Source organism: Microbacterium sp. Y356 (genome assembly GCF_059445355.1).
Genome location: NZ_JCAIUE010000001.1, coordinates 2,065,669 through 2,090,381 on the forward strand (window position 1 = coordinate 2,065,669; position 24,713 = coordinate 2,090,381).

The following is a 24,713-nucleotide window of genomic DNA, read 5'->3' on the forward strand; positions in this document are numbered from 1 at the left end:
CGAAGGCAGACGCGGCGGCCTGGACGGTGGCTGACGTCGCGACAGTCGGGTCTCGTCCCGGCTCGCTACCCTGGAAAGTACGACGACCATGGGGAGAAGACCGTGACCGCTGACTGGAGCCGCACCGCCGAGGGTCTCGAAGGTCGCGTGCTGGAGCGCCGGGGCACACCGCTTCACTACTGGGTCGGGGGTGATCCGGAACGTCCGGCGATCGCCTTCCTGCACGGCGCGACGATGGATCACCGAATGTTCAACGCCCAGATCCCGGCGGTACTCGGCGACTACCGCGTGCTCGTCTGGGATGCGCGTGGCCATGGCCGTTCACAGCCCTTGGGGATCGAGCATCCCTCTATAGAGGACTACGTCGATGACCTGATCGCGGTTCTCGACGACGCTGGCATCGACCGTCTCATCCTCGTGGGCCAGTCGATGGGCGCATATGTTTCGCAGCACATCGTCCGACGGCATCCCGAGCGTATAGAAGGGCTCGTCATCGTCGGCTCGACTCCGATCGCTTTCCCCTTGAGTCGAAGTGATCACATTGCCGTGCGGTTCATGGCTCCCAGTTTCCGCTTCTGGCCCCTCGATCACCTGCGCCGTTCTATGGCGAAGGTCACCTCCATTCGAGAGAAAGTGCAGGCCTACGCACTCGACGCTATGGGTGTGATCGGGCGGCGTGATCTGGTCCGTATCTTCGCTGCCGTCGCGACAGCCGTGCGTCGGGACGGGTTTCCCGACTTCCGGGTCGATGTGCCCTTTTTGCTCACTCATGGCGAGAGTGACGGGACCGGGAACATCCGAAAGGATGGCCCGAGTTGGGCTGCGAGCGATCCTCGGATCGATTACGTTGTGATTCCGGATGCCGGCCACAACGCGAACCAGGATAATCCGCAGGTCTTCAATCGGGAACTGCTCCGATTCTTGACAGTCCACGGTGGGGCAAGGCCTTCGGGACGCCACTCTTAGTTGTTGAGCCCCAGACCCTGCAGCAGTGTCGTCAGTGCATTCCCGATGCCGTGTGCCGCGAAGGACGTGACAACGATCGCGATAAGCGCGTTGGCGAGAATGGCGCCGATGCTCAAACGCCGCACGATCGATGCAATTAGGAGGCTGACCACAGTGGCGATCGCGATCGTCTGTCCCGCAACCACGGCAAAGGCCATCCGCACGTATGCCTCGGCATCCGGTGTTTCAGCGCTCGTGGTGAGAATGGCAAGGGTTACGGGTATGAGAACCACGCCGACGATGAGCAGTGCGCGTGCTTGCCAGATACCTCGCCGCTTCTGAACGGCAGGTGCGTCAGTCGTCGTGGTCATGCTCTTCACCCTAACTGACGGCCCCACACCCTTGCCAGTGTCGGTGGATCGTGGTTTCTTGGTGGCATGAATACAACGACCTCTGCCGACGGGATCACGATCGCCTTCGAGCAAGTGGGGGAAGGGCCGACCATCGTTATTGTGGGCGGTGCCTTCTCATTGGCTACCGATGGCGGGGCGCTCGCGAGCGCCCTTGTAGACGTAGGCTTCCGAGCTGTCACAGTAGACAGACGTGCTCGAGGGGCAAGCGGCGACAGGCGAGGGTCATCGCCCGAGGACGAAGCCAATGATCTTGCCGCCGTGATTGAAGCGGTCGGTGGCGACGCGATCGTGCTCGGACACTCATCCGGCGCCGTACTCGCTCTCTTCGCAGCCTCCAGAGGGGTTCCGATCCGCTCACTCTTTCTCTCAGAGCCGCCGTTCCGATTCGGCAATGACGAGCCCGCCGCAGATCTTCCCCAGCGTCTGCAGAAGCTTGTTGACGATGGCAAGAGCGACGAAGCGGTGGTCACGTTCCAACTCGAAGGAGTGGGGTTGCCACAAGAGATGGTGCAAGCGATCCGGCAGAGCGATCAGTTCCCCGCATTGGTGCCGCTCGCGCAGTCGACGGTATACGACGCGAAGTTGACGGCGCAGGTCTCGACGCCCACGGCGGAGATGTTGTCGGTGTCGCAGCCGGTCACGATCCTGCGAGGTGAGCAGACCTTCCCCATCCTCGTTACGGCAGCAGATCGGCTCGCAACTGAGATCCACGGAGCAGAGCTCGTGATCGTCCCGGAATCGATCATGCACAGGCTTGATCCCGGCGCGACTGCCAGGGCGGTGCGGGAGCGCGTCTGACGATCGCGCGCTCCGATCAGGCCTGAGGGGTGGTCGTGAGTGGTATGCCGTACCAGTCAGCCGAAGAACGCGGCCGATGCGCTCGACGAGCCCTGCTCACGGGCCGACGCCCCCGGCGCTCCACGGCATCGCCGTCTTTTGAGTCGTGCGCCTCGATCGACGCTGCGGCCGCGGTTCGCCGACGGCGTGCTGCGCCGACGCGATCAATCACCAGACCGATCACGAGGGCGAGTACGACGCCCAGGACTGAGCTCAGCAGCGGCTGATCGCCCAGCCACTGACCCGCGAGGACGCCGATTGCGACGCTGTACACCGCCCAGCTCGCCGCAGCCAGCGCGCTCAGCGGAAGGAAACGCTTCCACGAGTAGCCCAGCGCTCCGGCGGACATGTTCACCGCCACCCGGCCGACGGGAATGTACCTGGCCCCGAGAATGAGTGGTGCACCACGAGTCTTCAGTGCCTGCCCCGAACGCTCGAAGGCCGCAGAGACGCGCGGCCCCCGCATCCAACGGAAGCGCGTCGTTCCGACTTGGCGACCGATGGCGTAGGCGATGTTGTCGCCGATCATCGCGCCCACTGCGGCGACGAGACACAGCAGCAGTACCGTCGGAAACGCCCCGGTCGACGCGGCCACGGCGGCAGCCGCGACCAGCACCGTCTCGCTCGGCACAGGCGGGAAGAAGCCGTCGATCACGGCCACCGCAAACATGACGAGCAGCAGCCACGGTGATGCGGCGGCCTGAAGAATGAAATCGTTGATGACGTCCATGAGATGAATGTAAGAAGACGGTGCCCACGCGCACATCACTCTGAGGTATCGACGAGCCCATACTTCAGAGTGGTCCGCCTGCGGGTGCGTACCCTGGATGCTGTACGTGTGGAGATCCTGTTGGGGCGGCCGGATCTCGGCATCGGGATGGCAGATCTGCGGGTTTGGGCGTCCTCGTACAGAGTCTCGTACTGCCGCACGACTGCGCTGGCCTCGTGCTGAGCTGCCCGCGCAACAGCATGCGCGCTCATCACCCGGTAGTCGTCCTCGGAGAGAGCGAGAATTCTCGTGATCCTTCGGGCGAACTCAGGAGCATCATCGCGCGTCACGAGGTATCCCTCGACTCCGTCGTTGGCCAGGTGGGGCAACGCCATCGCGTTGGCGAGGACCACCGGTGTGCCCGACGCGAGCGCCTCCAGAGTCGCAATGCTCTGAAGCTCTGCCGTCGAGGGCATCACGAAGACCGTGGCCGAGTGGTGCATTGCCGTGAGCTGCTCGTCGGACACGTGCCCACGGAATCGCACCAGATGGGCGATGCCCAGACGTGCGGCCAGCACTTCCAGCGCGGCACGTTCGGAGCCGTTGCCGACGATCTCCAGCTCGACGCCGGTGTTCCGCTCCATCATCGCGAACGCCCGCAGGAGCGTGGCGACGTTCTTTTCGGGATCCAGGCGTCCGACGTATAGGACGGTCGACTGTCGAGGTTTGGCCTGCTTCGGGGAGAACCGGTCGAGATCGACGCCGCAAGAGATGGGTGTTACCGAGGCGATGCTGGTGTGGCGCTCGAGGTAGCCCGCCGCGATGGGTGTGGGGCTCGTGACGATGTCGGCACGCGCGTACACCGAGTCGGCAAGGCGCCATCCCATACGACCGAGTGCGGACACCATGCGCGTGGGCACTCCGCGGACGGAGGCGACGTTGTCGGGCATCACGTGGTTCGTCGCCACTATCGGGATGCCGCGATCGTGCGCCTCGTGAGCGACACCGCGCCCGATGTCGATGAAGGACTGCAGGTGGACGATGTCAGGGAGCACTTCGTCGAGGATGCGTCTGGCCTGAGGGCGCACCGCCCACGGCGGCGGAATGCGTGCCCATCCATGTCGCGGCAGTCTGACACTGCGCAGACGATGCACGCGGATCGCCTGCCCGTCGATGATCTCGATGTCGCCAGACGGCGTCGAGAATGAGGTTGACGGTGCGATCACGTGAACCTCGTGTCCGCGCCGAGCCAGTCGCACGGCATGGTCGCGGGAAAACCGGGCGGCGCCGTTGATGTCGGGTGGAAACGTGTCTGTTGCGATGACGATGCGCAGCCGTCGGGAAGGAAGGGCTTTCGCGTTGGTTGCTGTCGAGATTGTCATGATCCCCTGTCCTTCTGGTCTGTGGCCGGTTCGGTTCGAGGGATCATCCACGTCGGTACTCCGCAGCCATCGGGCAATCGAAGGGGTCGCGGGCGGCGAGACCGACCCTGTTCAGATATTCGATGACGATGCCATAGGAGCGCCGCAGCGTCGTCTCCGTGTAGGGGATGGCGCCTGCGGCGCAGTATGCACGCACGATCTCGCGGGCCTTCGCGAGGTGCGGACGGGGCATCGACGGGAAGAGATGATGCTCGATCTGATAGTTCAGACCGCCCATCAGGGTCGTCGCCCACCAACCGCCGGAGATATTGCGCGAAGTGCGAACCTGCTTGGTGAAGAAGTCCAGTCGCGCATCCGGCGCGATCACCGGCATGCCCTTGTGGTTCGGAGCGAACGAGGCGCCCATGTAGATGCCGAACACCGCGAGCTGTACACCGAGGAAGGCCAATGCCCAGGCGGGCGAGAGCACCGAGAAGACGGTGATCAGCACGATGGCGTGACGGATGCTGAGAACGAGGAGTTCACTCGCACGATGCTTTACTGGCCCTCGCGAGAGCAGGTGCCGCATGCTCAGGTAGTGCAGGTTGATGCCCTCGAGCGTGAGCAGAGGAAAGAACAGCCAGCCCTGCCGCTGCGTGATCCAGCGCCGAGCGCCTCGTGCTTCGACGGCGTCCACGTCGAGGAAGGAAATCGTGTCGACCTCGATGTCAGGGTCGCGGCCGACCCGATTCGGGTTCGCATGATGGCGGCTGTGCTTGGAATCCCACCACGAATAGCTGAGGCCGACGAGCGCCGCGAGGGGACGCGCCAGCCGGTCGTTGGCGGGACCGGTGGTCAGGATGGTGCGGTGCGCTGCCTCGTGTGCGAGGAATGCGAACTGAGTGGCGACGATCCCGAGACCGGCGGCGATCAGGAGTTGAAGCCAACTGTCGCCGAGCGTGAAGAACCCGACGAGCAGAAGTCCGGACGCGGCCAGCAGCACGGATCCCACCAGAGCGTAGAACCACGGCGTGCGGGCGAGCAGCCCGCGGTCCCGGACCGCGTTGGCCACTTCCGTGTACGCCCGCGCGACGGGCGGGAACGTGTCCCGCCCGGCGAACGTCTGGCGAATCGGTCCCAGTTGGGAAGTCACGCCGGTGGTCATGTGCGGTCCGATCCCGCGCTCGTCGGCGGGCAATGAGGGCGGACGCTCACTCCGCGGTCTCGGTCGACGGTGCGGTCTCGATCGAGGATCCCGACTGGTGTGACGGTGGAGCCTCATCCGGCACCGTGGTGTCGCCGGTCTCGGTCTCGGTCTCCCGGCGCTCGACGCCGATCGTGACGCGGGTCACAAGGGCGGCGACGGCACTGAGCGCGACGAGCACTGGGGCGAGGATGACACCGGCGGCGGCGACCGCGACGCCTGCCGTCAGCGGTACCTCGAGGATCGTGTCGCCGTTGTCGTGCTTGATGAACAGCCGGCTGACGTTGCCGTCGTGGATGATCTCGCGCACCTTGGTGAGGAGGTCGTCCCCCTTCACCTTGAACTCCTCGTAGCGGGTGCTGGTGGGCTCAGTCATGACTGCGTTCCGTTCTTTCATTCGACCGGCGTCTCCGGCCATGTCTGAACTTTAGGAACGTGGTGATATCGGGGAAATCACTCCCCGGTATCAAAGTCGTCTACCCCGGTGGTACTACGGTGCGCACGTCAGGCCCTGCGCCGCGACACGAACAACCGCCCTCAGGGGCGAACGCGAACCGTGCGCCCCTCGAATTCGACGAGGTCGCCGTCGTGTAGCTGGCGTCCTCGGCGGCGCTCTTCTTCGCCGTTGACGGTCACATACCCGTCGATGATGACCTCCTTGGCGTCGCCACCGGAGTCGAGCAGCCCGGAGAACTTGAGGAACTGTCCGAGGCGGATCATCTCTCCGCCGATGGAGATGTCGTCGATCGGGTCAGCATTCGTCATTCCTTGATGCTAATCGCGTTCGCGTCAGCGGGCGACGTTCACAACCGGTGGCGATCAGTGCCGGAGCAGCTGCAGCCTGCTCACCATCCGGAAGGCGTCCGGCCTGGTCGTGGCTCCGGAGAGGAAGTCCGCCAGAGCGTGCGTTGACACGAACGTCGTCGGCACGTCGAGATCTGCAATCACGTCGATCACGTTGATGAAGCGCTGTTGTGCTTCACGGTCGACATCCGCGAAGCCGGGTACATCCGTCACGACCCAGCGCGGGTGGATGCGCGCCCACTCCAGATACTCGATCGTCGAGGTCGGCGTCCCGCAGAGCTGATGGAACGAGATCCAAAGCTCGTTATCGCGGATGGCGAGCACGGGGAAGTCTCTGTCGCGCACGTGCGAGAGGGTCGCCTCGTCAGTGGTTGGGGCGGGCGCGGGTGGGGTTCGTGTCCAACTGCCCGATGCGAACCCGCTCGAGTGGGAGTGAGGGACGGCGCGGTAATCGGTGGGGCCGGCGAGTTCGAACGCCTGCATGTGCTGCGTGATGAGCGCGATGCCCGGCTCGAACATGTGGTGCCAGGTCGGGTTCGGTAGCAGACCGACGGGAGCATAGTTCGAGGTGGCGAGCACGATCAGATCCTGCGGAAACACGTGTTCCAACAGTCGGGTGAGCAGCCGGGCATCACCAGAGTCATGAACATGGAACTCGTCGAAGAACAGCACTCGGGCGTCGCCGACGATGTCGTCGATTGCGCTCTCGACGGCATCCTGCTCGTCTCGACGTCGATGGATGCTGCGGTGCAGAGCATCAAGGAACCCATGGAAGTGCACGCGGGTCTTTCTGCGCGTCGGCATCGCGTCGAAGAAAGCGTTCGCGATCCAGGACTTCCCTCGCCCTGCCGGGCCGTGGATGAATAGGCTGCCGTCCGCGCGGGTGACCCGTGCGAGCTCTGCGACCAGCTCGCGCTGTGCGTCGTCGAGCGCGAACCCGGATGCCGTGGCCTTCGCCTCGACTGCGGTCATGAGTTTGGTCGACCCGATGTTCACACGAACCGCACCGTGTGCTGCAGCCGAGTCCGCACATCGAACAGCTCGTTCCCGCCGATGTCGCGTGCTCCGGGGACGCCACGGCGCAACACTGTGTGCAGTGCGCTGCGGCGCACGACGACGACCGGTGTGCCGCGGATTTTTCCGAGTGTCGTGATCGCCTGATCCAGGTCGTCGTCTGGGAGGACGATGATCGCACCGCCGAAGCGGACGCGTGCGGCTCGTGCAATGACACGCATGCGCGCGAGGAGGGCTGCGATGGGTGCGTCTCCATCGACGGACCGGGCAAGGATCTCTCCGCGCCGGAATCGAACGATCTCGCCGAAGTCCTCCGAGAGCACGCCGTACAGGCCGGACGGACTGAGGATGACGTGGTCAAGCTTGTCGCCCGCGCCCTCGCCGGCGGCCACATCGTGCCACACGGTGAATCCCATGCCGAGGTCGGACACCGTGCGTGCGGTCTCTTCTTCGGCGAGAGCGTCCGCAAGCATGCGGCGCAGCTCGCGCGGCATGGAGCGCACGAGCGCCGGGTCATAGGGGTCGGGGACGTCGACGCCGTGGCCAGCCCACTCACGGATCAGCGTCAGATAGCGCTCGCGACGCCAGCCGCCCGGATGCCCGTATGACCGTGCCCGCGGACGGGTATCGGTGCGCGAGGCTTGGGCCCGCCAGCCGCTCCAGTTCTGGTCCTGGCTTTGTCCCGGAGACGCCGGATTCGCGGCACCGAAGCCGTGCCCGCGGTCGTATGAGGCGCGCCTCTCGACGGTGCCGATGAGTTCCCAGGCGCGTTGCACCTGGATGAACTCCGCCGCGTCGCCGCCGGTGTCTGGATGCGTCTGCCGCAGCCTCAGACGATAGGCCCGTCGCAGATCGTCGTCATTTGCGGCGGGGTCGACACCGAGCACCTCGTAGGCCGAGGCGGAAAGCGGGCTGTCGAACATCACTCACTATTGTCCCCCGGTGAAACCACCCGGGGATCCGGCATGAGTGTGTCGATCTTCGGCTTGGCATTCGCCTGCGCCCGTGCCCACACGACGAAGCCGATCGCAGTGAAGATGCCGTAGAACACGTACATGAATCCGGTGGCGTAGTAGCCGGAGCTGAACAGCAGCGGTACACCGACCACATCGACGGCAATCCAGATCAGCCAGAACTCCGTCCAGCCCTTGGCCATGCCGTAGGTCGCGAGCAACGAGCCGACGAAGGTCCAGGCATCCGCCCAGACCGGCTCGTACGATCCGAGCACGCGGAACAGGGGAGTGAGCGCCACGGTGCCGAGCACCAGAACGAGCACGAGTCCAACGCGGGCACTGTTCGGCGCCCAGCGCGGCGTCACCTGCCCGCCGTCGGCCTTTGCCTGGCGCCAGCGGTTCCAGCCGTAGATCGCGACCGCAATGAACATCACCTGGCGTCCGGCCTGCCCGAGCAGGTTCGGCAGCGAGTGATCGGGGTTGAGAATCGACCCGAGGAAAACCGTGAGCAGCAGCAGGTTGCCGACGATGCCCACCGGCCACGCCCAGATCTTGCGCCGCATGCCGCCGAGAGCGCTGGCTAAGCCGAAGATGTTGCCCACGACCTCGCGAATCAGCAGGGTCTGCCCGCCGGGCAGTATCCACTGCGAGTTGAAGGCGTCGACCAGCCAGTGCAGGAAGTCCATGATTCTCCATTCGGCTGCGATGCCGCCGAGGGAGCGTGAGGACAGCTGCATGCGTCGCCGCATGCAGTCCACCCGTGTGCTTCTTCCATCCAGACTTTGACTGTCGGTACCGGAATTTCACCGGTTCAGCCTCAGCCCCGGAGGGCTTCGGGTCGCGGACTATGACCGCCGGTTCGGAATTTCACCGACCCCGGAGCACGTGTGTGTTCATTCGGAAGAATACCTGAGGATGGATGCTGCGCCGACTCTTCCTGCACTGTTTTGACCTCATGCGAGTTGTACACGGATCGTGGATTTCTCCCGATTGTTGGCCGCGTGGTGGCGCAACGATGGCGGTATGACAGACCACGACACCCTGAGGGGTGAGAGCCTCATCCACCTTCCCTTCGTCTCGGCCGAGGACAGCGACGAGCTGGCCGAGTTGCTGTTGGGCTTCGTCGACGACCTGCCTGAATTCGGTTTCGTCGTGCCGACGAGACACATCGGATCGACTGTGCGACGGTTCGACGAGTACCGACCCACAGCCTTGGCGATTCCGCTCGTCGAGACGATCCTCGACGCAGAACTGCCGAGACCGACCGACCTTGAGCTTCGTGCGCAGCTCATTCTCGTCAGTGATTTCGCCACGGTCCCCGAGACGGTGGCGACGCAGATCGCCTTCGGGCGCCGAGCGGGTGAGCAGGTCCTTCGCAAACATGGGCGATTCATCGAGGGCGCGCGCCGAGACGGGGTGTCCTTGGATGAGTATGTGCTCGGGCTCGACCGAATGGATGCCATTCCGAAGGACCGTACATACCGACTCTTCCGAGGCGAGTCGGTCGAGATACCTGATGCGGAGCGGATGCAGCGCGGCATCGAATTCCTGCGCATGACGGTGGCATCCATGCCGGAGTCGTTCCGTGCGCCGCTGCTCAGCGCGCTTGCCTGGTTGCATTGGGCGAGCGGGCAGCGTGCGATCGCGATGGCCTACCTCGCCGACGCGACGCGCGTCGAGCCGGACAACATCCTTGCTAATGGCTTGACCGCGTTCTTCGCCTCGACGACGCCGGAGTGGTTGGGGGTGTGACTCGGTACAGGCTTCGAGCATTGCGCCGTCGTGCGTGGAACGAACCATGATGGTCTTCCCCGGGCTCGCCCGCTGATATCTCGATCGAGCGCCATCGGTATGGTGTTCGGATGGATCTCGCCCAACTGATCGAGTACGTCCGCGAGCAACGCGCCGGCGTGATCTCGACGCTCGGGGGTGACGGCCGACCGCAGGCGGCATACCTTCCGATCGCGGCGACTGACGTTGGCGAACTCGTCTTCGACGCGAAACCCGACTCGCGCAAGATCGCAAACATCCGGCGCGACGCACGCCTCGCTGCTGTCGTCGGTGGGGTGGATGGGACGACCCTCCAGATCGAGGGTTCCGCGGACCTTCCCGAGGGAGACGACCTCGAGCGCTGCCGCACCGAGTATCTTCGCGCCTTCCCCGAGTTCACCCAATCGCTTCACAGCGGAACAGCCGTGGTGGTACGAGTGCAGCTCACCTGGGCAAGGTTCGGTGACTTCCGAGCGGATAATCCGGTCGTCGCGGAAGTGCCACTCTTCTCCAAACGCGAGTGACCGGCATCTTGATCGTGCTCGTGGGTGGTCGTGGTCGTGGTCGTGGTGGTCGTGGGTGCTCGTGGGTGGTCATGATCGTGGGAGATCGTGCCCGCGGCGCGGAGGCAGATGTGGCACGTGCCGCATGTGCGGGCTCAACGGGTCACCGTCACCAGGCACTCCACGCGCGGTCGCGTTCGGTGTCAATGGCTTCGTCGATGGCGGTGTAGTTGTGGTGTGGGGATCGCCAGCGGGCGTAGGGGTCCCACCAGTGGGGGCCTCGGATTTCGGGCATGCCGTTGCGCATGCGGATGAGCCAGAGGTTCTCGTCGAGGGTGCGGTGGTGGTGCCAACATAGGGGTACCCCGTTGCTGGTGTGGGTGGGCCCGCCGAGGGCGTGTTCGGTCACGTGGTGGATTTCGCACCATTCTGCACGGATGTCACACCCGGGGATGAGGCATTGTCGGTCGCGGAGCACGATCGCCCGGCGTTGGCGGGCGTTGAAGATCCGCGCGGTGGTGCTGATCCCCACGATCGCACCGTGTTCATCGAATAGCACGCGTTCGATGCCGCCTGCGCATGCGGTGTGGTCGGCGGCCCCGAGGGGCACGTCGTATCCGGCGCCCTCGACCGTGGCGCGGCCGGTGCGGTGGACGTAGTCGTCGGCGTTGACTGAGACGACGAGGGTTGGTGCGGCTCCACCGAGGGTGGGCATGCCATCGGATGCGGCTGCGACCACGATGATGCTCGCGAACGCGTCGTGCCGTTTCTGCGCATGCGTGCGAAGATCAGCGGCGTGTTGTGGGGGCGAGGCGGCTTTGTGGTCCGGGAGACCGTCGGCACGGCCGGAGAGATCATCACTCTCACTGGCGGGGGCGGTGCCGGGTGCCGTGCTGTACTTGGCGGCAAAGCGGTCACGGTCAGCAGTGGAACCGTCGCCGTTGGCACTGTCATCGTCTGCACTGTCACTGTCGGCGCTACTGTCGTCGGAACCATCGTCGTCGTCGCGGTCATCGCCGGCACTGGCATCGTCGGAATCGTCGCCGATGTCGCCGTCGTCGGCGCTGGCATCGCTGGCATCGTTGTCTTCGTTGTCGGAACCAGCGTTGTCGGAACCAGCGTTGTCGGAACCAGCGTTGTCGGAACCAGCGTTGTCGGAACCCCCGTCGTCGTCGCCGCCGTCACCGTCACCGTCGCCGTCGTTGGACGGACGGAACCGCACCGCGCCTCCCGCACTGGCCTCGTCGTCGACTTTGGGGTTCATCAGACTGTCGAAGAGTTTCTGTAACTGCGCCGCGACTTCCGGGAGGAGCTCACCACGCACAGGCACGGACCCGTCCCGGAGCCGCCCGATCGTGAAGAACCGGCGGCGCTTACCTGCCCGGTCTTTCGGCTCCGCACCATCCGGATCCAGGCGATCGATGATGTGCGCGGTCAACCCGGCCAGCTCATCCGTTGTGGGAGCGGGTGCCCGCTCATCATCGGCACCGTCAGTCGCCACATCATCGGCGGCATCCACCCCATCCAACGGCAGCCCACGCGCGAAGCGTGCGAGCACGGCATCCGCCGCCAACCGATCCGCCGCCCCGAGGCGCCTGGCCTTCAGCAACGGTGTCGTGCAGGCCAGGAACCCACTCAACGACATCACCCCATCGGCCAGCGCGGCCGACAACTCCGGGAACGCCGCTGGCAGCAACTCGCCAGAGGTGATGTCCAGATCCCGGTGCACCGCTGCCACGGCCGAGACGTACCGCCGGGCCGCATGCCCATCCACCAGGAGTGTGCGTCGGAGGAGTTCGGCGGCGTCCCGGCATCCGAGTTGTGTCGTCAACCTCGCGTCGCGTTCGCACTGGTCCCGCTCAACCACACGGTCTGTCGCTTCAACGATCGCACCATCCACCCGCCGTTGAATACTCCCGAGAGCTTGCACGATGACTAACAGTTCACCGTCGTCGGTGAACCGCACCCCGCCACCCGCCGCAGAAGCAGACATCGCATCGGCCAACTGCCGATCGATGCTCTCCAACTCCTGCACAAGCGATGTCATACCTCCATTCAACCGCAGGCCACAGACATTCATCCACCAGATAAACCGCAGATCAGAAGCCATTCGCAAACGGTGGATAACCCCACAAACCCGAAGACCTGTGCAGAACAAGTCGCGCGCCCAGCGCGACCCCCTATCCCGACCCCCGCCCCCGGCGTAGCGTCGGCATATGGCCGAAATCAGAGTGGATCCCGCCACCGCAATCCGTGTGCGGGAGGCGATGTCCGCAACGCCGCGGGCGGCCTTCCTGCCTCCTGCGGTGCGCCATCTCGCGGACGCCGACCGCCCCGTGATGATCGGCTGGGCCGCGACGAACTCGCAGCCCTCGACAGTGGCACGCATGCTTGAGCTGCTCGACGTCCGCCCCGGCGACCGCGTGCTCGACGTCGGAAGTGGCTCAGCCTGGACGACCGCCATCCTTACCGCGCTGGCAGGAAGTGATGGCACCGTCATCGGCGTGGAAGTCGTCGCAGAGCTCGTCGAGTACGGCCGGGAGCGACTGAGCGAAGTGGGTGTGCAGACCGAGATCCGTCGCGCCGAGTCGGGCGTGCTCGGTCTGCCCGACGAGGAGCCATTCGACCGCATCCTGGTCTCCGCTGCCGCGAAATCACTGCCGGATGTGCTCGTCGGGCAACTCGCCGAGGGTGGACGCATGGTCGTCCCGGTCGCCGGGGTGATGACCGTCGTAGACCTGCGCGCGGGCCGCGCGCAGCATGCGCAGGATCAGGGGCTGTACAGCTTCGTGCCACTGCAAGGCTCTTGAGCAGACAGACACGCTCACGCCCAGACGCGCTCACGCCCAGTCGCCCAGACGCCTCTCAAAAATCCGACGTCCGCCCGGCCGCCTCCCGGCGAGAAAAACTCCTACGCGTGCACGCTCACCGGCGATTCCTCGCCCTCGTGGAAGGTCGGCTTCTTACCGAGCATCCGTCCGATCAGCAGCACCACGCCGACGATCATGAGGCCCACCAGCAGCCCAGCGATCGCTGACGCGAGAGTCTCGCCGATCCACACGATCACTCCACCGAGCGGTTCGAGCAGGTGCTCGATGTTGTGGATGATGTCGCTGAAGAACGTCAGTCCCACACCCCCGAGGTTCACCAGCAGCAGGTGCCCGCCGACCCACAGCATCGCGACGGTACCGACGATGCTGATGAATCGGAAGACGGCAGGCATCGAACGCACGATTCTGGTGCCGGTGTGCCGCACTCGCCGCGACTTGTTCTTGGCCATCTTCAGTCCGATGTCGTCGATCTTCACCAGGAGCGCCACTGCGCCGTAAACAATGCCGGTCATCATCAGTGCGATGACGGCGAGGATGGCCAGCGTCATCCAGAAGCTGAGCCCCGCCTCCAGGTTCGCCAGCGAGATGAGCATGATCTCAGTGGAGAGGATCAGGTCAGTGCGGATCGCGCCCCACACCAGCTTGTTCTCGTTGCGTGCGCCCTCTTCCGCGTGACCATGACCGAAGCCAAACCACTCCATCACCTTCTCCGCGCCCTCGAAGCAGAGATACGCGCCGCCGATGATCAGCAGATATGGCAGCGCCCACGGCGCGAACGCGGTCAACAGCAGCGCGATCGGGATGATGATCACGAACTTGTTCACGAGTGAGCCGAGCATGATCTTGGCGACCACGGGGAGTTCGCGTGCCGGAGTGATCCCCTGCACATATTGCGGCGTCACCGCCGCATCGTCGATCACGACACCGGCTGATTTCGCCGACGCCTTCAGCGCAGCGGCCAGGATGTCGTCGACGACGGCGAGTAGACCAACTGACATGCGTTCTCCCGGAGGTGGATGAGAAGTAGGAAAGCAAGACTACTGGCAGGTCACGTGCGTCCCGTGAATTTGTCCATCGACGCGTAGACCTTGAACACCCTCTCGGCAACGACATCCCAGGCCCGTGTGGGCAGGATGCCACGCAGCGCCATCGCAAGCTTGACCGTCCACGGTCGAAGGACCATCGGCGTGCCCTTCAGCATCCCGTTCCATGCCGCAGAAGTTGCCCGTCTCGGAGTCATGATCGGTGTCAGCAGCGGTCCGCGCGCCCCCTCGAACATGCCGGTCGAGACGAAGCTCGGGCAGAACGTGGTCACTGCGATGTGCTGGTGGCCGTGCGCGGCCAGTTCCAGACGCAGCGACTCACTCCACCCGATCAGCGCCCATTTGGATGCCGCATACACGCTCATGTTCGGATTCGCGAGAGTGCCTGCGGCCGAGGCGATGTTCAGGATGCGCTTCGGGCGGGTCGTGTCAGCAATCATCTCCGGCAGCACCTCGCGGGTGAGCCACATCGCAGCAAGGGTGTTGATGCGCATGGTGGCTTCGATGTCGCGCTCCGGATCGTGCTCCCAGAACGGTGCGCCCCGCACGATGCCGGCGTTGTTGATGATCACATCCGGTGTACCGAAGTCGACGCGCACGCGCTCGAGTCCTGCGACGATCTCTTCCTGGCGAGAGACATCCACCCGATAGGCGCGCACGCCGACCCCGGATCGGGAGAGCTCTGTGGCCAGGGCCGTCGCGGCATCCTCGTCGATATCCCAGAGCGCAACAGCACGCGCGTGCGCGGCGATCGCGCGCCGGGCATACAACTCGCCCATGCCACGGGCGGCGCCAGTGATGAGGACGAAGGCGTCAGCGATCAGGTTCTCAGTCATGGGTTTACCGTATTGCACCGCGTCAAGATGGCACGGGGCCGCAGGCCACCGGATGCTGTCAGGCGATCACTCGACCTGAGCGAGCCCTCGCTGCAGCGGGGCGTAGTGCTTGATGAGTGCTGCGGTGTGGAAGTTGCGATCCTCTTCGAGGAAGAGCTCGCCGTTGCCGGCCTCATCGATCACGCGACCCTCGCGAGCACGGTCACGCCGCTCGACGATGCGGCAGTACAGGAGATCCGCGGTATTCTCGCTGAACTGGAACTGCTGCCCGTCGCAGCAGTGTAATTGGCGGCGGCAGGATGGGCGGCAGCGTTTTGGAAAGCCGTGTGATGAGCGGATTTATCGCGGGCGAGATCGTGCTCGCCGTCGACATCGGCGGCACCAAGACCGCGGTGTCGCTCGCCGATCGCGATGACGAACTGCTGCGCACCGAAGTGGCACCAACGCCAGCGTCTGAGGGGCCGGCGGCGGTGGTAGCGACCGTGGTTGCTCTTGCTGAGCGACTGCTCATGGATGCCGATGCGGATGCCGGCGCTGAGGTGCAGCTCGCTGGCATCGGGATCGGAACCGCCGGTGTCGTGGACGCGACGACAGGGGCGATCGTGTCGGCAACCGACACCTTCGCCGACTGGCCTGGTACTCCGCTTGCCGCTCTCGTTCGGGAGGGGCTGGCGCACCGCCTCACGGACGGCGCGATGGTTGCCGTGCAGAATGACGTCGATGCGCACGCCTTCGGTGAGTTCCGACACGGTGCTGCTGCCGGCGCATCCAGTGCGCTGATCGTGGCCGTCGGCACCGGCGTCGGCGCGGGGATCGTCATCGACAACCGACAGTTGCGCGGGGCGCACCACGTCGGGGGCGAGATCGCGCACATGCCAGTGCCTGGTGCCGAGCACCTGCGCTGTCCCTGCGGCCGAAACGGACACCTCGAAGCGCTCGGTTCTGGCATCGGGATGCACCGCCACTTCCTCTGGCTCGGCGGAGATTCGGCCATCGTCAATGCGCGCGGAATCGCCGTCGCCGCAGCGTCAGGCGACCCGATTGCCGCCCGCGCGATCGTCGAATCTGCCGCAGCCGTCGGTCGCGCGATGGCGGGAGCCGCGACCCTGCTTGACCCGGAGCGCATCGTCGTTACCGGCGGCGTGCCGAACATCGGCGATGCCTGGTGGCATCCAATGATCGCAGCGTTCCGGGCCGACGCGATCGACGCACTGCAGAACACCCCGATCCTGCCGGGTTCACTCGGCGATGATGCACCGCTGCGGGGAGCCGCGGCATCCGCTTGGAGAGACTGATGAGATTCGATAACACCCTGGAACGCCTGCGCGGCGCCCTGATCGTCTCCTGCCAGGCGTACCCTGGCGAGGCCATGCGCGATCCGCGCACGATGGCTCAGGTCGCAGCGGCTGCTCTCGGCGGCGGCGCCGCCGGCATCCGCGTGCAGGGCATCGCCGATATCCGTGCGGTGGCAGAGCTTCCGGTGCCGATCGTGGGCCTGTGGAAAGACGGCGAGTCGGATGTCTTCATCACGCCGACCCTCGGGCACGCGATCGCCGTGGCGGATGCCGGGGCTGACATCGTCGCGATCGACGGCACGCGTCGACCTCGTCCTGACGGGCTGACCCTCGCCGAGACGATTACGGGACTCCGTGCGCACTTTGTTGATTCCGGTCGCGATGCGTTGATCATGGCTGATTGCGGTTCGCTGGATGATGCGATCGCGGCTGAGGCAGCGGGCGCCGATATCCTCGGCACCACGCTGTCCGGCTATTCCGGTGAGCGCCCGAAGAGTGACGGCCCCGACTTCGAACTCATCGCCCTCATCGCCGAACATTGCACCACGCCGCTCTGCGCCGAGGGGCGCATCCACACTCCCGCGCAGGCTGCCGCGGCGATCGCGGCGGGTGCATTCACGGTGTGTGTGGGCACGGCGATTACGCATCCGTCGACGATCACCTCCTGGTTCGCGGATGCCGTGCAGGCGGCCGCACGCTCGTGACTGCTCCGATCTTTGTCAGCGCGTATCCGGTCTCGCCTGCCTTCGTGCATTGGGATGCCGCGCTGGAAGCCGAACTGCTGCCCGCGATCTGCGCCCTGCCTGGTGTCGCAGGGCTGGAGATCCCGTGGCTGGGCGGGATCCACAAGTTCGACGACGAGTGGTTCCTCGCCAACGTGCCGACCGTCCCGCTGGCGGTGACACCGATCCCGTTCGTCATGGGGCAGCTCGGGAAGGATGCCGGGTACGGGATCGCTTCGGCCTCCGAGGACGGACGAGCCGCCGCGCTCGCGGATCTGCGACGGGTTGCCGGCGACGTGGCGCGCATCAACAACGAGAGCGCGGCATCCGTCGCCGTCGTTTCACTGCACAGCTCCCCGCGTGCCGGCGCCGGTGACCTCGCCGCTCTGGCGCGCTCGCTGGACGAGGTTGCTGGCTGGGACTGGCACGGAGCAGAGCTCGTGATCGAGCATTGCGATGCTTTCGTTCCAGGGCAGGCCCACGAAAAGGGCTTCCTGTCGCTGGACGACGAGATCGCCGCGATCGAGCGCTCAGGGGCCCCGGTCGGAGTCTGGCTGAACTGGGGGCGCTCGGCGATCGAGCTGCGGGATGCGGATGCCGTCACCGCGCAGGTCGCGAAGGTCGCGGAGTCCGGACATCTGCGGGGGCTCGCATTCTCTGGCGCTGCGTCCGTCGAGAGCCCGTACGGCTATCCGTGGATCGATGCGCACCTGCCGATCGCCTCGACGCATCCGGAGTCGCTCTCCCTGCTGGATGACGCGCACGTCGCATCCGCGCTTGAGGCCGCAGGCGACGTGCCCTGGCTCGGCCTCAAAGTCGCCCGGCGCCCGACAGACGCGACGGCGGCGGATGCGCTGCGCACCGTGGCGCGCAACCTCGATGTCCTGCGGAATGCGGATAGGGGCGAGACTGTTCTTACCCAGTGAAAGAGGAGTAGGAACATGACTGACACCGGAACCATCACCCGCACACCCGGCGCCGAGACGGCTGTCCTTGCCGGCGGCTGTTTCTGGGGCATGGAAGATCTCATTCGCCGGCAGCCCGGCGTCCTCGACACCCGCGTTGGCTATACCGGTGGCGAGAATGCACATGCGACGTACCGTAACCACCCCGGTCACGCCGAGGCAGTCGAGATTGTCTTCGACCCGGCGGCGACCACATACCGTGACATCCTGGCGTTCTTCTTCCAGATCCACGACCCCTCGACGCTTGACCGCCAGGGCAACGACGTCGGCTCGAGCTACCGCTCGGCGATCTTCCCGCTCAGCCCCGAGCAGGAGCAGGTCGCGCGCGACACCATCGCCGACGTGGATGCCTCAGGCCTCTGGCCGGGCACCGCGGTCACCACGCTTGAGCCCGTCGGCCCGTTCTGGGAGGCAGAGCCCGAGCACCAGGACTACCTGATCACCTACCCGAACGGGTACACCTGCCACTTCCCGCGCGCGGGATGGGTGCTGCCCGCCCGGGGCTGACCGCCCGCCAAGCAACAACCCGCGCAGTACGCGACATCGCCCGCGTGAGACACCACTGTATGCATGGTGTTTCACGCGCAGAACGGTCACTTCCGCGCGGGATGGTGTCTCAGTTGATCGTCGAGACGTCAATCACGAAGCGATAGCGCACATCCGCTGCCAGCACTCGTGCCCAAGCCTCGTTGATCTGATCGGCAGAGGTGATCTCGACCTCGGGCGCGATGCCGTGCTCGGCGCAGAAGTCGAGCATCTCCTGGGTCTCCGCGATGCCACCGATGTTGGATCCGGCGAACGAGCGGCGACCACCGATCAGCGTGCTCGCATGCAGTTGCATCGGCTCCGAAGGCGCGCCGACGTTGACGAGCGCGCCGTCCCGAGCGAGCAGCCGCAGGTGGGCGTCGAGCTTGATGGGAGCGGAGACGGAGTTGATGATGAGATCGAAGTGGTTGCGCAGCGTGCGGAATGTCTCAGGATCCTCGGTCGCGAAGTAGTGGTCGGCGCCGAGCGCCGCGGCGTCGTCCTTCTTCGCCAGCGACCGCGAGAGCACGGTGACCTCGGCGCCCATCGCGTGTGCGATCTTGACGGCCATGTGGCCGAGCCCGCCGAGGCCGATGACAGCGACCTTCTTGCCGGGGCCAGCGTTCCAGTGTCGCAGCGGTGAGTAGGTGGTGATGCCGGCGCACAGCAGCGGTGCGGCCTTCTCGAACGGGATGGCCTCTGGCAGACGCAGCACGAAGCTCTCAGTGACGACGACGGCGGTGGAGTAACCACCCTGCGTGATCGTGCCGTCGACGTCTTCAGCGCCGTAAGTTCCGGTCATGCCCTTCAGGCAGTACTGCTCTTCGCCGTCGACGCAGTTCGCGCACTCGCCGCAGGAGTTCACCATGCATCCGACGCCCACGCGGTCGCCAACGGCGAACTTCGTCACTTCGGAACCAACCTCGGCGACAGTGCCGGCGATCTCATGACCCACGGTGAGCGGGTAGTGCTGTGGGCCCCAGTCGCCCTGCACCGTGTGGATGTCGGAGTGACAGATTCCGGCCCAGCGGATGTCGATGCGCACGTCCTTCGGACCTACGTCGCGACGTTCGATGGTGCCGGGTGCGAGTGGCTCAGTGGCAGAGGGGGCAACAATGGCGGGGATCACGGTGGGCATGATTCGAGCGTAGACGCCCGCTGAGTCAGGTGCCATCATTCGAGGGAAGCGTCGGTATGCCGTGCGATGCCGATCCTGGGGTCTACGCGCCCGTAATAGTGAATCCCGATCCCCGTAGCCGCACCTTGCCGCTGCGTGTGGCCTGCCCGTGCTGTGCGCCGGTGGAATCGTAGACTCGTCCGTCGCCAGGCGCGAGTAGAGGAATCCGCAGGTTTTCCTGCGTGCTGTTGGCGTATAGCACCGCCGCGCCGGTCGTGGTTTTGTACGCCGCGCTAGCAACCTGTGGCTGAATCAGAAGTGCATCCAGGCGCACATCTCCGTGGCTCGTGCAGCGGATCGCCGTGACACCGGTGGGTAATGCCCCATCGAGTCGCTGTGGGACCAGCATCCCCTCGGCTTCGGTGAGGCCGGCATCGCCGGTGCCTCCCGCGGGCATTGATGTCGTCCAGGTGTGGTTTCCGTCGCGGAAGCTCCACTCAGCAGTCCCGGCATCCTCCGCTCGTCGCCAAATCAGCGAATGCAGCAAACCGCCCGGCTCGGTGACATCGAACTCCACCCATTCACCCTCCGGAACCCGCACGTACGCCGCGCCCGAGAGGTTGCCCTCACCGATCCAGGCGCCACCTGCAGGCGTCTCCACGGTGCATCCCGCAGACATTCGGGCAGACTCCGCGTCGATCACGCGCAGTCCCGAATGAGACTGCAGTCCGGTGATGGATGTCGCGATCTTGGCGACATCCGGATGTGCGTCCAGCAGCAGCATCGTGAGCTGGCCGTGGATGGTGGACTCTGCCCCTGAGTTGCGGTTCACGCGGCCATCCGTCTCGACGCCGTCGAACGTGACACCGGTCGCCGGGTCGTAGACGGGCTCGCCCGCAGTGTTCGCGCCGAAGAACCAGCCCGCGGCGAGGCCTGCGAGCACCCGCAACCCTTCACCGCCCGAAGCGGCAGCCTGCAGCGCTCCGGCCACTCGGCCATGCGCTCCATAGGCGATCTGTGCTTCTGCGGGAATGGGCGCCCAGGCATTGTCTGGCCCGCCGTTGGAGAGCACCTGCGGGGTGAAGCGTCCGGTATCCGCGATCGCCGCGTCGGTCCAGTCTCGCTTCCCGAGAAGTACACCTGCCAACCCCAGTGCCTCGGGCGCCGCAGCACCCCACGCGTGCCAGAATCCCAATGACCCGGTCCACGGAAGCACGGCTCCGAACGGCCAGCCCTTGTCCGGGTCCGTGGCCATGATCGCAACCCCGTCGCCGTACGCTTCCAGCGTGCGACGGATGCGGGTGTCCTGCGGCGCCGCGCGCAATGCGGCGCTGAGACCGAGCATCGCCTCTGCCGTGGCATCCGCCCCGCCGACGATCAGCCAGGCGGGCAGTTCGACGCCGTCGCTCGTGACGAACTCCCCGACATGAGAAAGCGAGTCACGATCGAGGGCATCCACGCAGAGGTGGAGGCGCGTGAGAAGGAAGGCCGCGAACTCTGGGTCGTTGTCGCGGAACGCCGCGTAACCCTCTCCGAAGGCCCACACCGTGCGAGCGAGCCAATACGACTCCGCAGAGTCGGACGGGTCGGGAAGCTCGATCGGAAATGCGCTGGGATTCAGGGTGCCGTCATCCTGCTGCCAGAGCACGACGCGTCCGGTATTGGGGCCGCTCACGGTTTGCAAATAGGCCAGCGAGCGCAACACGTCGCGGGCATCATCCCGGCTCTGCTCGTCGCCACCGGCCTTCCAATCGCGAATGAACACCACCGCGGCGCGGGCGATGTCATCGGCGTTGTACGCGCCCTGACTCCAATAGCCCGTCACAGTGTCAAGGTTTCCACCGCCAACGGGCCGAAATCCGCCCGCCCCGTCAGAATCTGCATACGTCCACGGAGCGAGAACAACGGGTCGCGTCTCGATGCCGTAGGTCGTGTGATCGGCGCTCGCCGCAACGGGCACCTCCGCCAAGAGGAAACGCAGGTGGGTGAGGTTGCTCAATCGCCCCGAGGGCCGTGATGCCCGTGGCGTACCCGCACCGAACGCGGCATCCGTGCCCAGGAGCGACAACGCTGATGTTGCGGCGCACAGCGCAAGGAATGTTCTGCGTGAAGTATCCATGTCACATCACCCTTCGTCGTCCCTGCGCAGATCTTTTCCCCACGGCTGTGCCGGGTCGTGGATGGCCACCGCCAGGGTGGTGTCTGATTGCCCGTAGTACGCGAACCATTTCTCCTGGAACTTCACCAGGCCCTCCACGAACGTCACGTTCGAGACCAGTCCGTTGGTGTCTTCGAAGGTCTGCGGGCGCAGCCATGGCTCCTGCAGTCGCGCGATCACCTTCGTCGGCTCGTCGGGGTCGATCGCGATCTGACCGCACCGGTAGTCGACATCGACCGTGCCATCCTCGTGGATGACACGGGTCGCGCCGTTGGTGAGGAAGACGAGCAGACCGTTGTCTGCCAGCACGGGCGATGCGCCGATCTCGACGAGCGCCTCGTCCCAGGTTCCCGGTGTGGGGGAGTACATCGGATCGGTGTCAGCGGTGCCGGGAGTCCAATGGATCAGGTCATCACTGGTGGCCCAATAGATCGCACCCTCGCCGAAGTACATCCACCATTTGCCCTGCATCTGCACGGGAACGATGACGCCCGCCTTCGACCAGTTGAAGCCGCGAGGATCCATGGTTTTGAAGGTGTCGAAGTCGTCGAAGAGGGGTCCGTGCTTCGTCCAGGTGCGAAGATCCGGCGAGGTCGCAAGGCACAGCTGGGCGCTGCGCCGATCCCAACCGGTGTACGTCAGGTAGTAGGTGCCGTCGATCAGCACGATTCGCGGGTCTTCGCACCCGAAGCGCTCATAGTCTTCGGACGGGGAGAGGATCGGGGCATCCTCTCGGGTGAAGTTCAGACCATCACGCGAACGTGCGATGCCGATATGAGACACGATGTCGTCGGCGTGCGCCCGGTACAGCAGCACGACTTCGTCACCGTCGACAAGTGCCGCCGGGTTGTAGAGATTTGCTGACTCCCAACTGTCGCCGCGCGGACGCAGTATGGGGTTTCCCTCGTAGGGGGTGAAGGGACCGAGGGGGAAGGATGCTCCGGTGAACATGAATAACCTTTCTGTGATCAGCCTTTGACGGCGGCGCCGAGATCAGTGGCTTTGAAGAACCTCTGGAAGACGCAAAACAGGATGACGACGGGGAACGCGAGCGCGGTCGCGCCGGCGAGGATCGCCCCATTCGGATTCGCCGACGACTGCGCAACGTTGCTGATGTAGTTCGCGAGCGAGACGGCGAGAGGCTGCAGGGACGCGTCTTTCGTGATCAGGAACGGCCAGAGGAATTCGTTCCACGGGCCGATGAAGGTGACCAGAATGACGGTCACCAGTACGGGGCGAATGAGCGGAATCGCGACCGACACAAGCAGGCGGATCTCGCCCGCACCGTCAATCCTGGCCGCCTCGAAGATCTCCACCGGCAGTGCCTTGAAGAACTGCGCGAAGATGAACACCGCCGTCGTGTTGATCAGGAACGGCAAGATCATGCCCATGTACGAATCACCCAGGCCGTAGTTGCTGGTGATCTGGACGTAGAGCGGGATCATCAGTAGCTGGAACGGCACCATCTGCACCAGCAGCATCAGCACCCAGATGACGCCGCGGCCACGGAAATCGAGTCGAGCGATGGCGTATCCGGCGAGGAGCCCGAACGTGACAGTTCCGAGGAGAACACCGCTGGTGAAGATCAGTGAGTTCAGCAGAGAGCCGACCAGGTCAATTCGAGAGTTGATGCTGATGAAGTTGTCCAGCGTCCATCCGCCCACGGGGAAGAGCTCGTTCGGAGAGTTCGTCGGATTCTCCTGGAAGGCGCCGACGAGCATGAAGTAGAACGGGAAGGCGAAGCCGATCGCGGCGATGGTCAACAGGATCGTGCTCAGCAAGCGAGGGAGCGTACGTTTGCGCTTCATCATCTCTCCTGGGTGGCTCGGTTGGCAGCGAGGGACAGCAGCCCGACGATGACGACGAGGATCATGCCGATCGCCGCCGCGGTGTCAGGGTTCTGCTGCTGGATGCCTTGCTGGTAGATGAGCAGTACGGGGGTGACGGATGCGCCGTCTGGGCCGCCGCCGTTGGTGAGCAGATACGGCTCGGTGAAGAGGTTCGCTCCGGTGATGATCGACAGGATCAGCACGAGCGTCGTCGCGTTGCGAACTCCTGGCACCGTGATGTTGCGGAAGCGCTGGAACCCTCCCGCGCCGTCCATCTCGGCCGACTCGTACAGTTCGCGAGGCACATTTTGGAGAGCGGCGAGGTAGAGCAGGATGTAGAACCCGAGCTGCTTCCATGTCACGTAGAACGCGATCATCGGCATCGCGAGTCCGCTGTTCACCAGCCACGATGGATCGGGGGCAAGGGGGCCAAGGAGCGTATTGATGAGCCCTCCGCCGGAGAACAACAGCATCCAGACGCCGACCAGCGACACGCTCGCCGTGAGGTACGGCACGTAGAAGGCGATGCGGTACGCCGCCACCCATCGGATGCCACTGTTGAGAGCGGTCGCGAGCACTAGGGCGAGCACGACCGTCAACGGCACGTTGATGACGAGGAAGACGGCGGTGTTCCGAAACGCCTCCAGCACCTTCGGGTCGGAAAGCACTTTTGCGAAGTTATCGAATCCGACGAACGGGCGATCGACCTCCAAGCCCGGAGCCGTGAAGAAGTAGTCGTGGAACGCGATGTAGATCGCGAACACCAGCGGATACGCGAAGATTGCGATGACGAATACGAAGTACGGCAGCGCAAAAAGGCCCCCTAGCGGTTGCGCACCCAGGATCCGGGTGCGCAACCGCCGACTCTTGGAAGTCATC

The 24,713-nt window shown here is 65.0% G+C and carries 27 protein-coding genes and 1 riboswitch; of the genes, 10 read left to right on the forward strand and 17 right to left on the reverse strand.

From position 1 onward, the window contains the following. The first annotated feature begins 102 nt into the window (after positions 1-102). Positions 103-966, forward strand: coding sequence for an alpha/beta fold hydrolase (locus AC1C2Q_RS09945; protein WP_495449958.1), 864 nt, complete (start codon positions 103-105; stop codon positions 964-966). Here AC1C2Q_RS09945 and AC1C2Q_RS09950 read toward each other — a convergent pair. Then, positions 963-1,316 carry a hypothetical protein gene (locus tag AC1C2Q_RS09950; RefSeq protein WP_495449959.1) on the reverse strand — a complete coding sequence of 118 codons (354 nt, stop codon included), beginning with the start codon at positions 1,314-1,316 and terminating at the stop codon, positions 963-965. The two genes, AC1C2Q_RS09945 and AC1C2Q_RS09950, sit on opposite strands and share 4 nt — an antisense overlap. Before the next feature lie 66 nt (positions 1,317-1,382). On the opposite strand from AC1C2Q_RS09950, the gene AC1C2Q_RS09955 reads away from it, so the two are divergent. After that, entirely contained in the window at positions 1,383-2,156 is a 774-nt protein-coding gene (locus tag AC1C2Q_RS09955; protein ID WP_495449960.1) for an alpha/beta fold hydrolase, read from the forward strand. Positions 2,157-2,172: 16 nt separating this feature from the next. Here the strand turns inward: AC1C2Q_RS09955 and AC1C2Q_RS09960 are convergent, their stop codons facing one another. The 8 genes from AC1C2Q_RS09960 to pnuC form a co-directional block, all read right to left on the reverse strand. Next, the gene (locus AC1C2Q_RS09960) at positions 2,173-2,925 is read right to left on the reverse strand and encodes a DedA family protein (RefSeq protein ID WP_495449961.1); all 753 of its coding nucleotides are present in this window, start codon (positions 2,923-2,925) and stop codon (positions 2,173-2,175) included. A 35-nt stretch (positions 2,926-2,960) separates the two neighbouring features. Further along, positions 2,961-4,286, reverse strand: a complete 1,326-nt coding sequence (locus AC1C2Q_RS09965; RefSeq protein WP_495449962.1) for a glycosyltransferase — start codon at positions 4,284-4,286, stop codon at positions 2,961-2,963. Positions 4,287-4,329: 43 nt separating this feature from the next. Beyond that, a complete protein-coding gene (locus AC1C2Q_RS09970) occupies positions 4,330-5,430 on the reverse strand; it encodes a fatty acid desaturase family protein (RefSeq protein WP_495449963.1) in 1,101 nt (366 codons plus the stop codon). A 46-nt stretch (positions 5,431-5,476) separates the two neighbouring features. Next, positions 5,477-5,845 carry a DUF4342 domain-containing protein gene (locus AC1C2Q_RS09975; protein WP_495449964.1) on the reverse strand — a complete coding sequence of 123 codons (369 nt, stop codon included), beginning with the start codon at positions 5,843-5,845 and terminating at the stop codon, positions 5,477-5,479. A gap of 161 nt (positions 5,846-6,006) precedes the next feature. Beyond that, positions 6,007-6,234, reverse strand: coding sequence for an RNA-binding S4 domain-containing protein (locus tag AC1C2Q_RS09980; RefSeq protein ID WP_495430940.1), 228 nt, complete (start codon positions 6,232-6,234; stop codon positions 6,007-6,009). Positions 6,235-6,288: 54 nt separating this feature from the next. Continuing rightward, positions 6,289-7,245, reverse strand: a complete 957-nt coding sequence (gene zapE, locus AC1C2Q_RS09985) for a cell division protein ZapE (RefSeq protein ID WP_495449965.1) — start codon at positions 7,243-7,245, stop codon at positions 6,289-6,291. Positions 7,246-7,265: 20 nt separating this feature from the next. Beyond that, positions 7,266-8,210: a J domain-containing protein gene (locus tag AC1C2Q_RS09990; protein WP_495449966.1), complete on the reverse strand. Its 945-nt coding sequence runs from the start codon at positions 8,208-8,210 to the stop codon at positions 7,266-7,268. Beyond that, on the reverse strand, positions 8,210-8,926 hold the full coding sequence (pnuC, locus tag AC1C2Q_RS09995; protein WP_495450568.1) for a nicotinamide riboside transporter PnuC: 717 nt from the start codon (positions 8,924-8,926) through the stop codon (positions 8,210-8,212). Before pnuC ends, AC1C2Q_RS09990 begins: the two co-directional genes overlap by 1 nt. Before the next feature lie 73 nt (positions 8,927-8,999). Further along, a riboswitch (FMN riboswitch) is annotated at positions 9,000-9,128 on the reverse strand. 135 nt (positions 9,129-9,263) lie between these two features. Here pnuC and AC1C2Q_RS10000 point away from each other — a divergent pair. Both AC1C2Q_RS10000 and AC1C2Q_RS10005 read left to right on the forward strand, forming a co-directional pair. Further along, the gene (locus tag AC1C2Q_RS10000; RefSeq protein WP_495449967.1) at positions 9,264-9,992 is read left to right on the forward strand and encodes a hypothetical protein; all 729 of its coding nucleotides are present in this window, start codon (positions 9,264-9,266) and stop codon (positions 9,990-9,992) included. A gap of 110 nt (positions 9,993-10,102) precedes the next feature. Beyond that, entirely contained in the window at positions 10,103-10,534 is a 432-nt protein-coding gene (locus tag AC1C2Q_RS10005; RefSeq protein ID WP_495449968.1) for a pyridoxamine 5'-phosphate oxidase family protein, read from the forward strand. Between the two features lie 148 nt (positions 10,535-10,682). Here the strand turns inward: AC1C2Q_RS10005 and AC1C2Q_RS10010 are convergent, their stop codons facing one another. Continuing rightward, positions 10,683-12,560: an HNH endonuclease signature motif containing protein gene (locus tag AC1C2Q_RS10010; RefSeq protein ID WP_495449969.1), complete on the reverse strand. Its 1,878-nt coding sequence runs from the start codon at positions 12,558-12,560 to the stop codon at positions 10,683-10,685. Between the two features lie 169 nt (positions 12,561-12,729). On the opposite strand from AC1C2Q_RS10010, the gene AC1C2Q_RS10015 reads away from it, so the two are divergent. After that, positions 12,730-13,323 carry a protein-L-isoaspartate O-methyltransferase family protein gene (locus AC1C2Q_RS10015; protein WP_495449970.1) on the forward strand — a complete coding sequence of 198 codons (594 nt, stop codon included), beginning with the start codon at positions 12,730-12,732 and terminating at the stop codon, positions 13,321-13,323. Positions 13,324-13,424: 101 nt separating this feature from the next. Here the strand turns inward: AC1C2Q_RS10015 and AC1C2Q_RS10020 are convergent, their stop codons facing one another. Together AC1C2Q_RS10020 and AC1C2Q_RS10025 are read right to left on the reverse strand one after the other, a co-directional pair. After that, complete coding sequence (locus AC1C2Q_RS10020) at positions 13,425-14,342, reverse strand: DUF808 domain-containing protein (protein ID WP_495449971.1); 918 nt, start codon at positions 14,340-14,342, stop codon at positions 13,425-13,427. 50 nt (positions 14,343-14,392) lie between these two features. Further along, positions 14,393-15,223, reverse strand: a complete 831-nt coding sequence (locus AC1C2Q_RS10025; RefSeq protein WP_495449972.1) for an SDR family NAD(P)-dependent oxidoreductase — start codon at positions 15,221-15,223, stop codon at positions 14,393-14,395. 27 nt (positions 15,224-15,250) lie between these two features. On the opposite strand from AC1C2Q_RS10025, the gene AC1C2Q_RS10030 reads away from it, so the two are divergent. The 5 genes from AC1C2Q_RS10030 to msrA are packed head-to-tail and all read left to right on the forward strand — an operon-like array spanning position 15,251 to position 18,712. Continuing rightward, positions 15,251-15,508: a hypothetical protein gene (locus AC1C2Q_RS10030; RefSeq protein WP_495449973.1), complete on the forward strand. Its 258-nt coding sequence runs from the start codon at positions 15,251-15,253 to the stop codon at positions 15,506-15,508. A 44-nt stretch (positions 15,509-15,552) separates the two neighbouring features. Further along, entirely contained in the window at positions 15,553-16,518 is a 966-nt protein-coding gene (locus AC1C2Q_RS10035) for an ROK family protein (protein ID WP_495449974.1), read from the forward strand. Continuing rightward, on the forward strand, positions 16,518-17,222 hold the full coding sequence (locus AC1C2Q_RS10040) for an N-acetylmannosamine-6-phosphate 2-epimerase (protein ID WP_495430951.1): 705 nt from the start codon (positions 16,518-16,520) through the stop codon (positions 17,220-17,222). Before AC1C2Q_RS10035 ends, AC1C2Q_RS10040 begins: the two co-directional genes overlap by 1 nt. Then, the gene (locus AC1C2Q_RS10045; protein ID WP_495449975.1) at positions 17,219-18,166 is read left to right on the forward strand and encodes a DUF4862 family protein; all 948 of its coding nucleotides are present in this window, start codon (positions 17,219-17,221) and stop codon (positions 18,164-18,166) included. Before AC1C2Q_RS10040 ends, AC1C2Q_RS10045 begins: the two co-directional genes overlap by 4 nt. 15 nt (positions 18,167-18,181) lie before the next feature. Beyond that, positions 18,182-18,712, forward strand: coding sequence for a peptide-methionine (S)-S-oxide reductase MsrA (gene msrA / locus AC1C2Q_RS10050; RefSeq protein WP_495430953.1), 531 nt, complete (start codon positions 18,182-18,184; stop codon positions 18,710-18,712). A gap of 109 nt (positions 18,713-18,821) precedes the next feature. Here msrA and AC1C2Q_RS10055 read toward each other — a convergent pair whose 3' ends face one another. The 5 genes from AC1C2Q_RS10055 to AC1C2Q_RS10075 form a co-directional block, all read right to left on the reverse strand. Beyond that, a complete protein-coding gene (locus AC1C2Q_RS10055; RefSeq protein ID WP_495449976.1) occupies positions 18,822-19,868 on the reverse strand; it encodes an NAD(P)-dependent alcohol dehydrogenase in 1,047 nt (348 codons plus the stop codon). Positions 19,869-19,950: 82 nt separating this feature from the next. Then, positions 19,951-21,966 carry a hypothetical protein gene (locus tag AC1C2Q_RS10060; protein WP_495449977.1) on the reverse strand — a complete coding sequence of 672 codons (2,016 nt, stop codon included), beginning with the start codon at positions 21,964-21,966 and terminating at the stop codon, positions 19,951-19,953. A gap of 6 nt (positions 21,967-21,972) precedes the next feature. Continuing rightward, positions 21,973-22,956 carry a glycoside hydrolase family 130 protein gene (locus tag AC1C2Q_RS10065; RefSeq protein ID WP_495449978.1) on the reverse strand — a complete coding sequence of 328 codons (984 nt, stop codon included), beginning with the start codon at positions 22,954-22,956 and terminating at the stop codon, positions 21,973-21,975. Between the two features lie 17 nt (positions 22,957-22,973). Further along, entirely contained in the window at positions 22,974-23,816 is an 843-nt protein-coding gene (locus AC1C2Q_RS10070; RefSeq protein ID WP_495430957.1) for a carbohydrate ABC transporter permease, read from the reverse strand. Beyond that, positions 23,813-24,712, reverse strand: coding sequence for a carbohydrate ABC transporter permease (locus AC1C2Q_RS10075; protein WP_495430958.1), 900 nt, complete (start codon positions 24,710-24,712; stop codon positions 23,813-23,815). Before AC1C2Q_RS10075 ends, AC1C2Q_RS10070 begins: the two co-directional genes overlap by 4 nt. Between the last annotated feature and the right edge of the window lies 1 nt (position 24,713).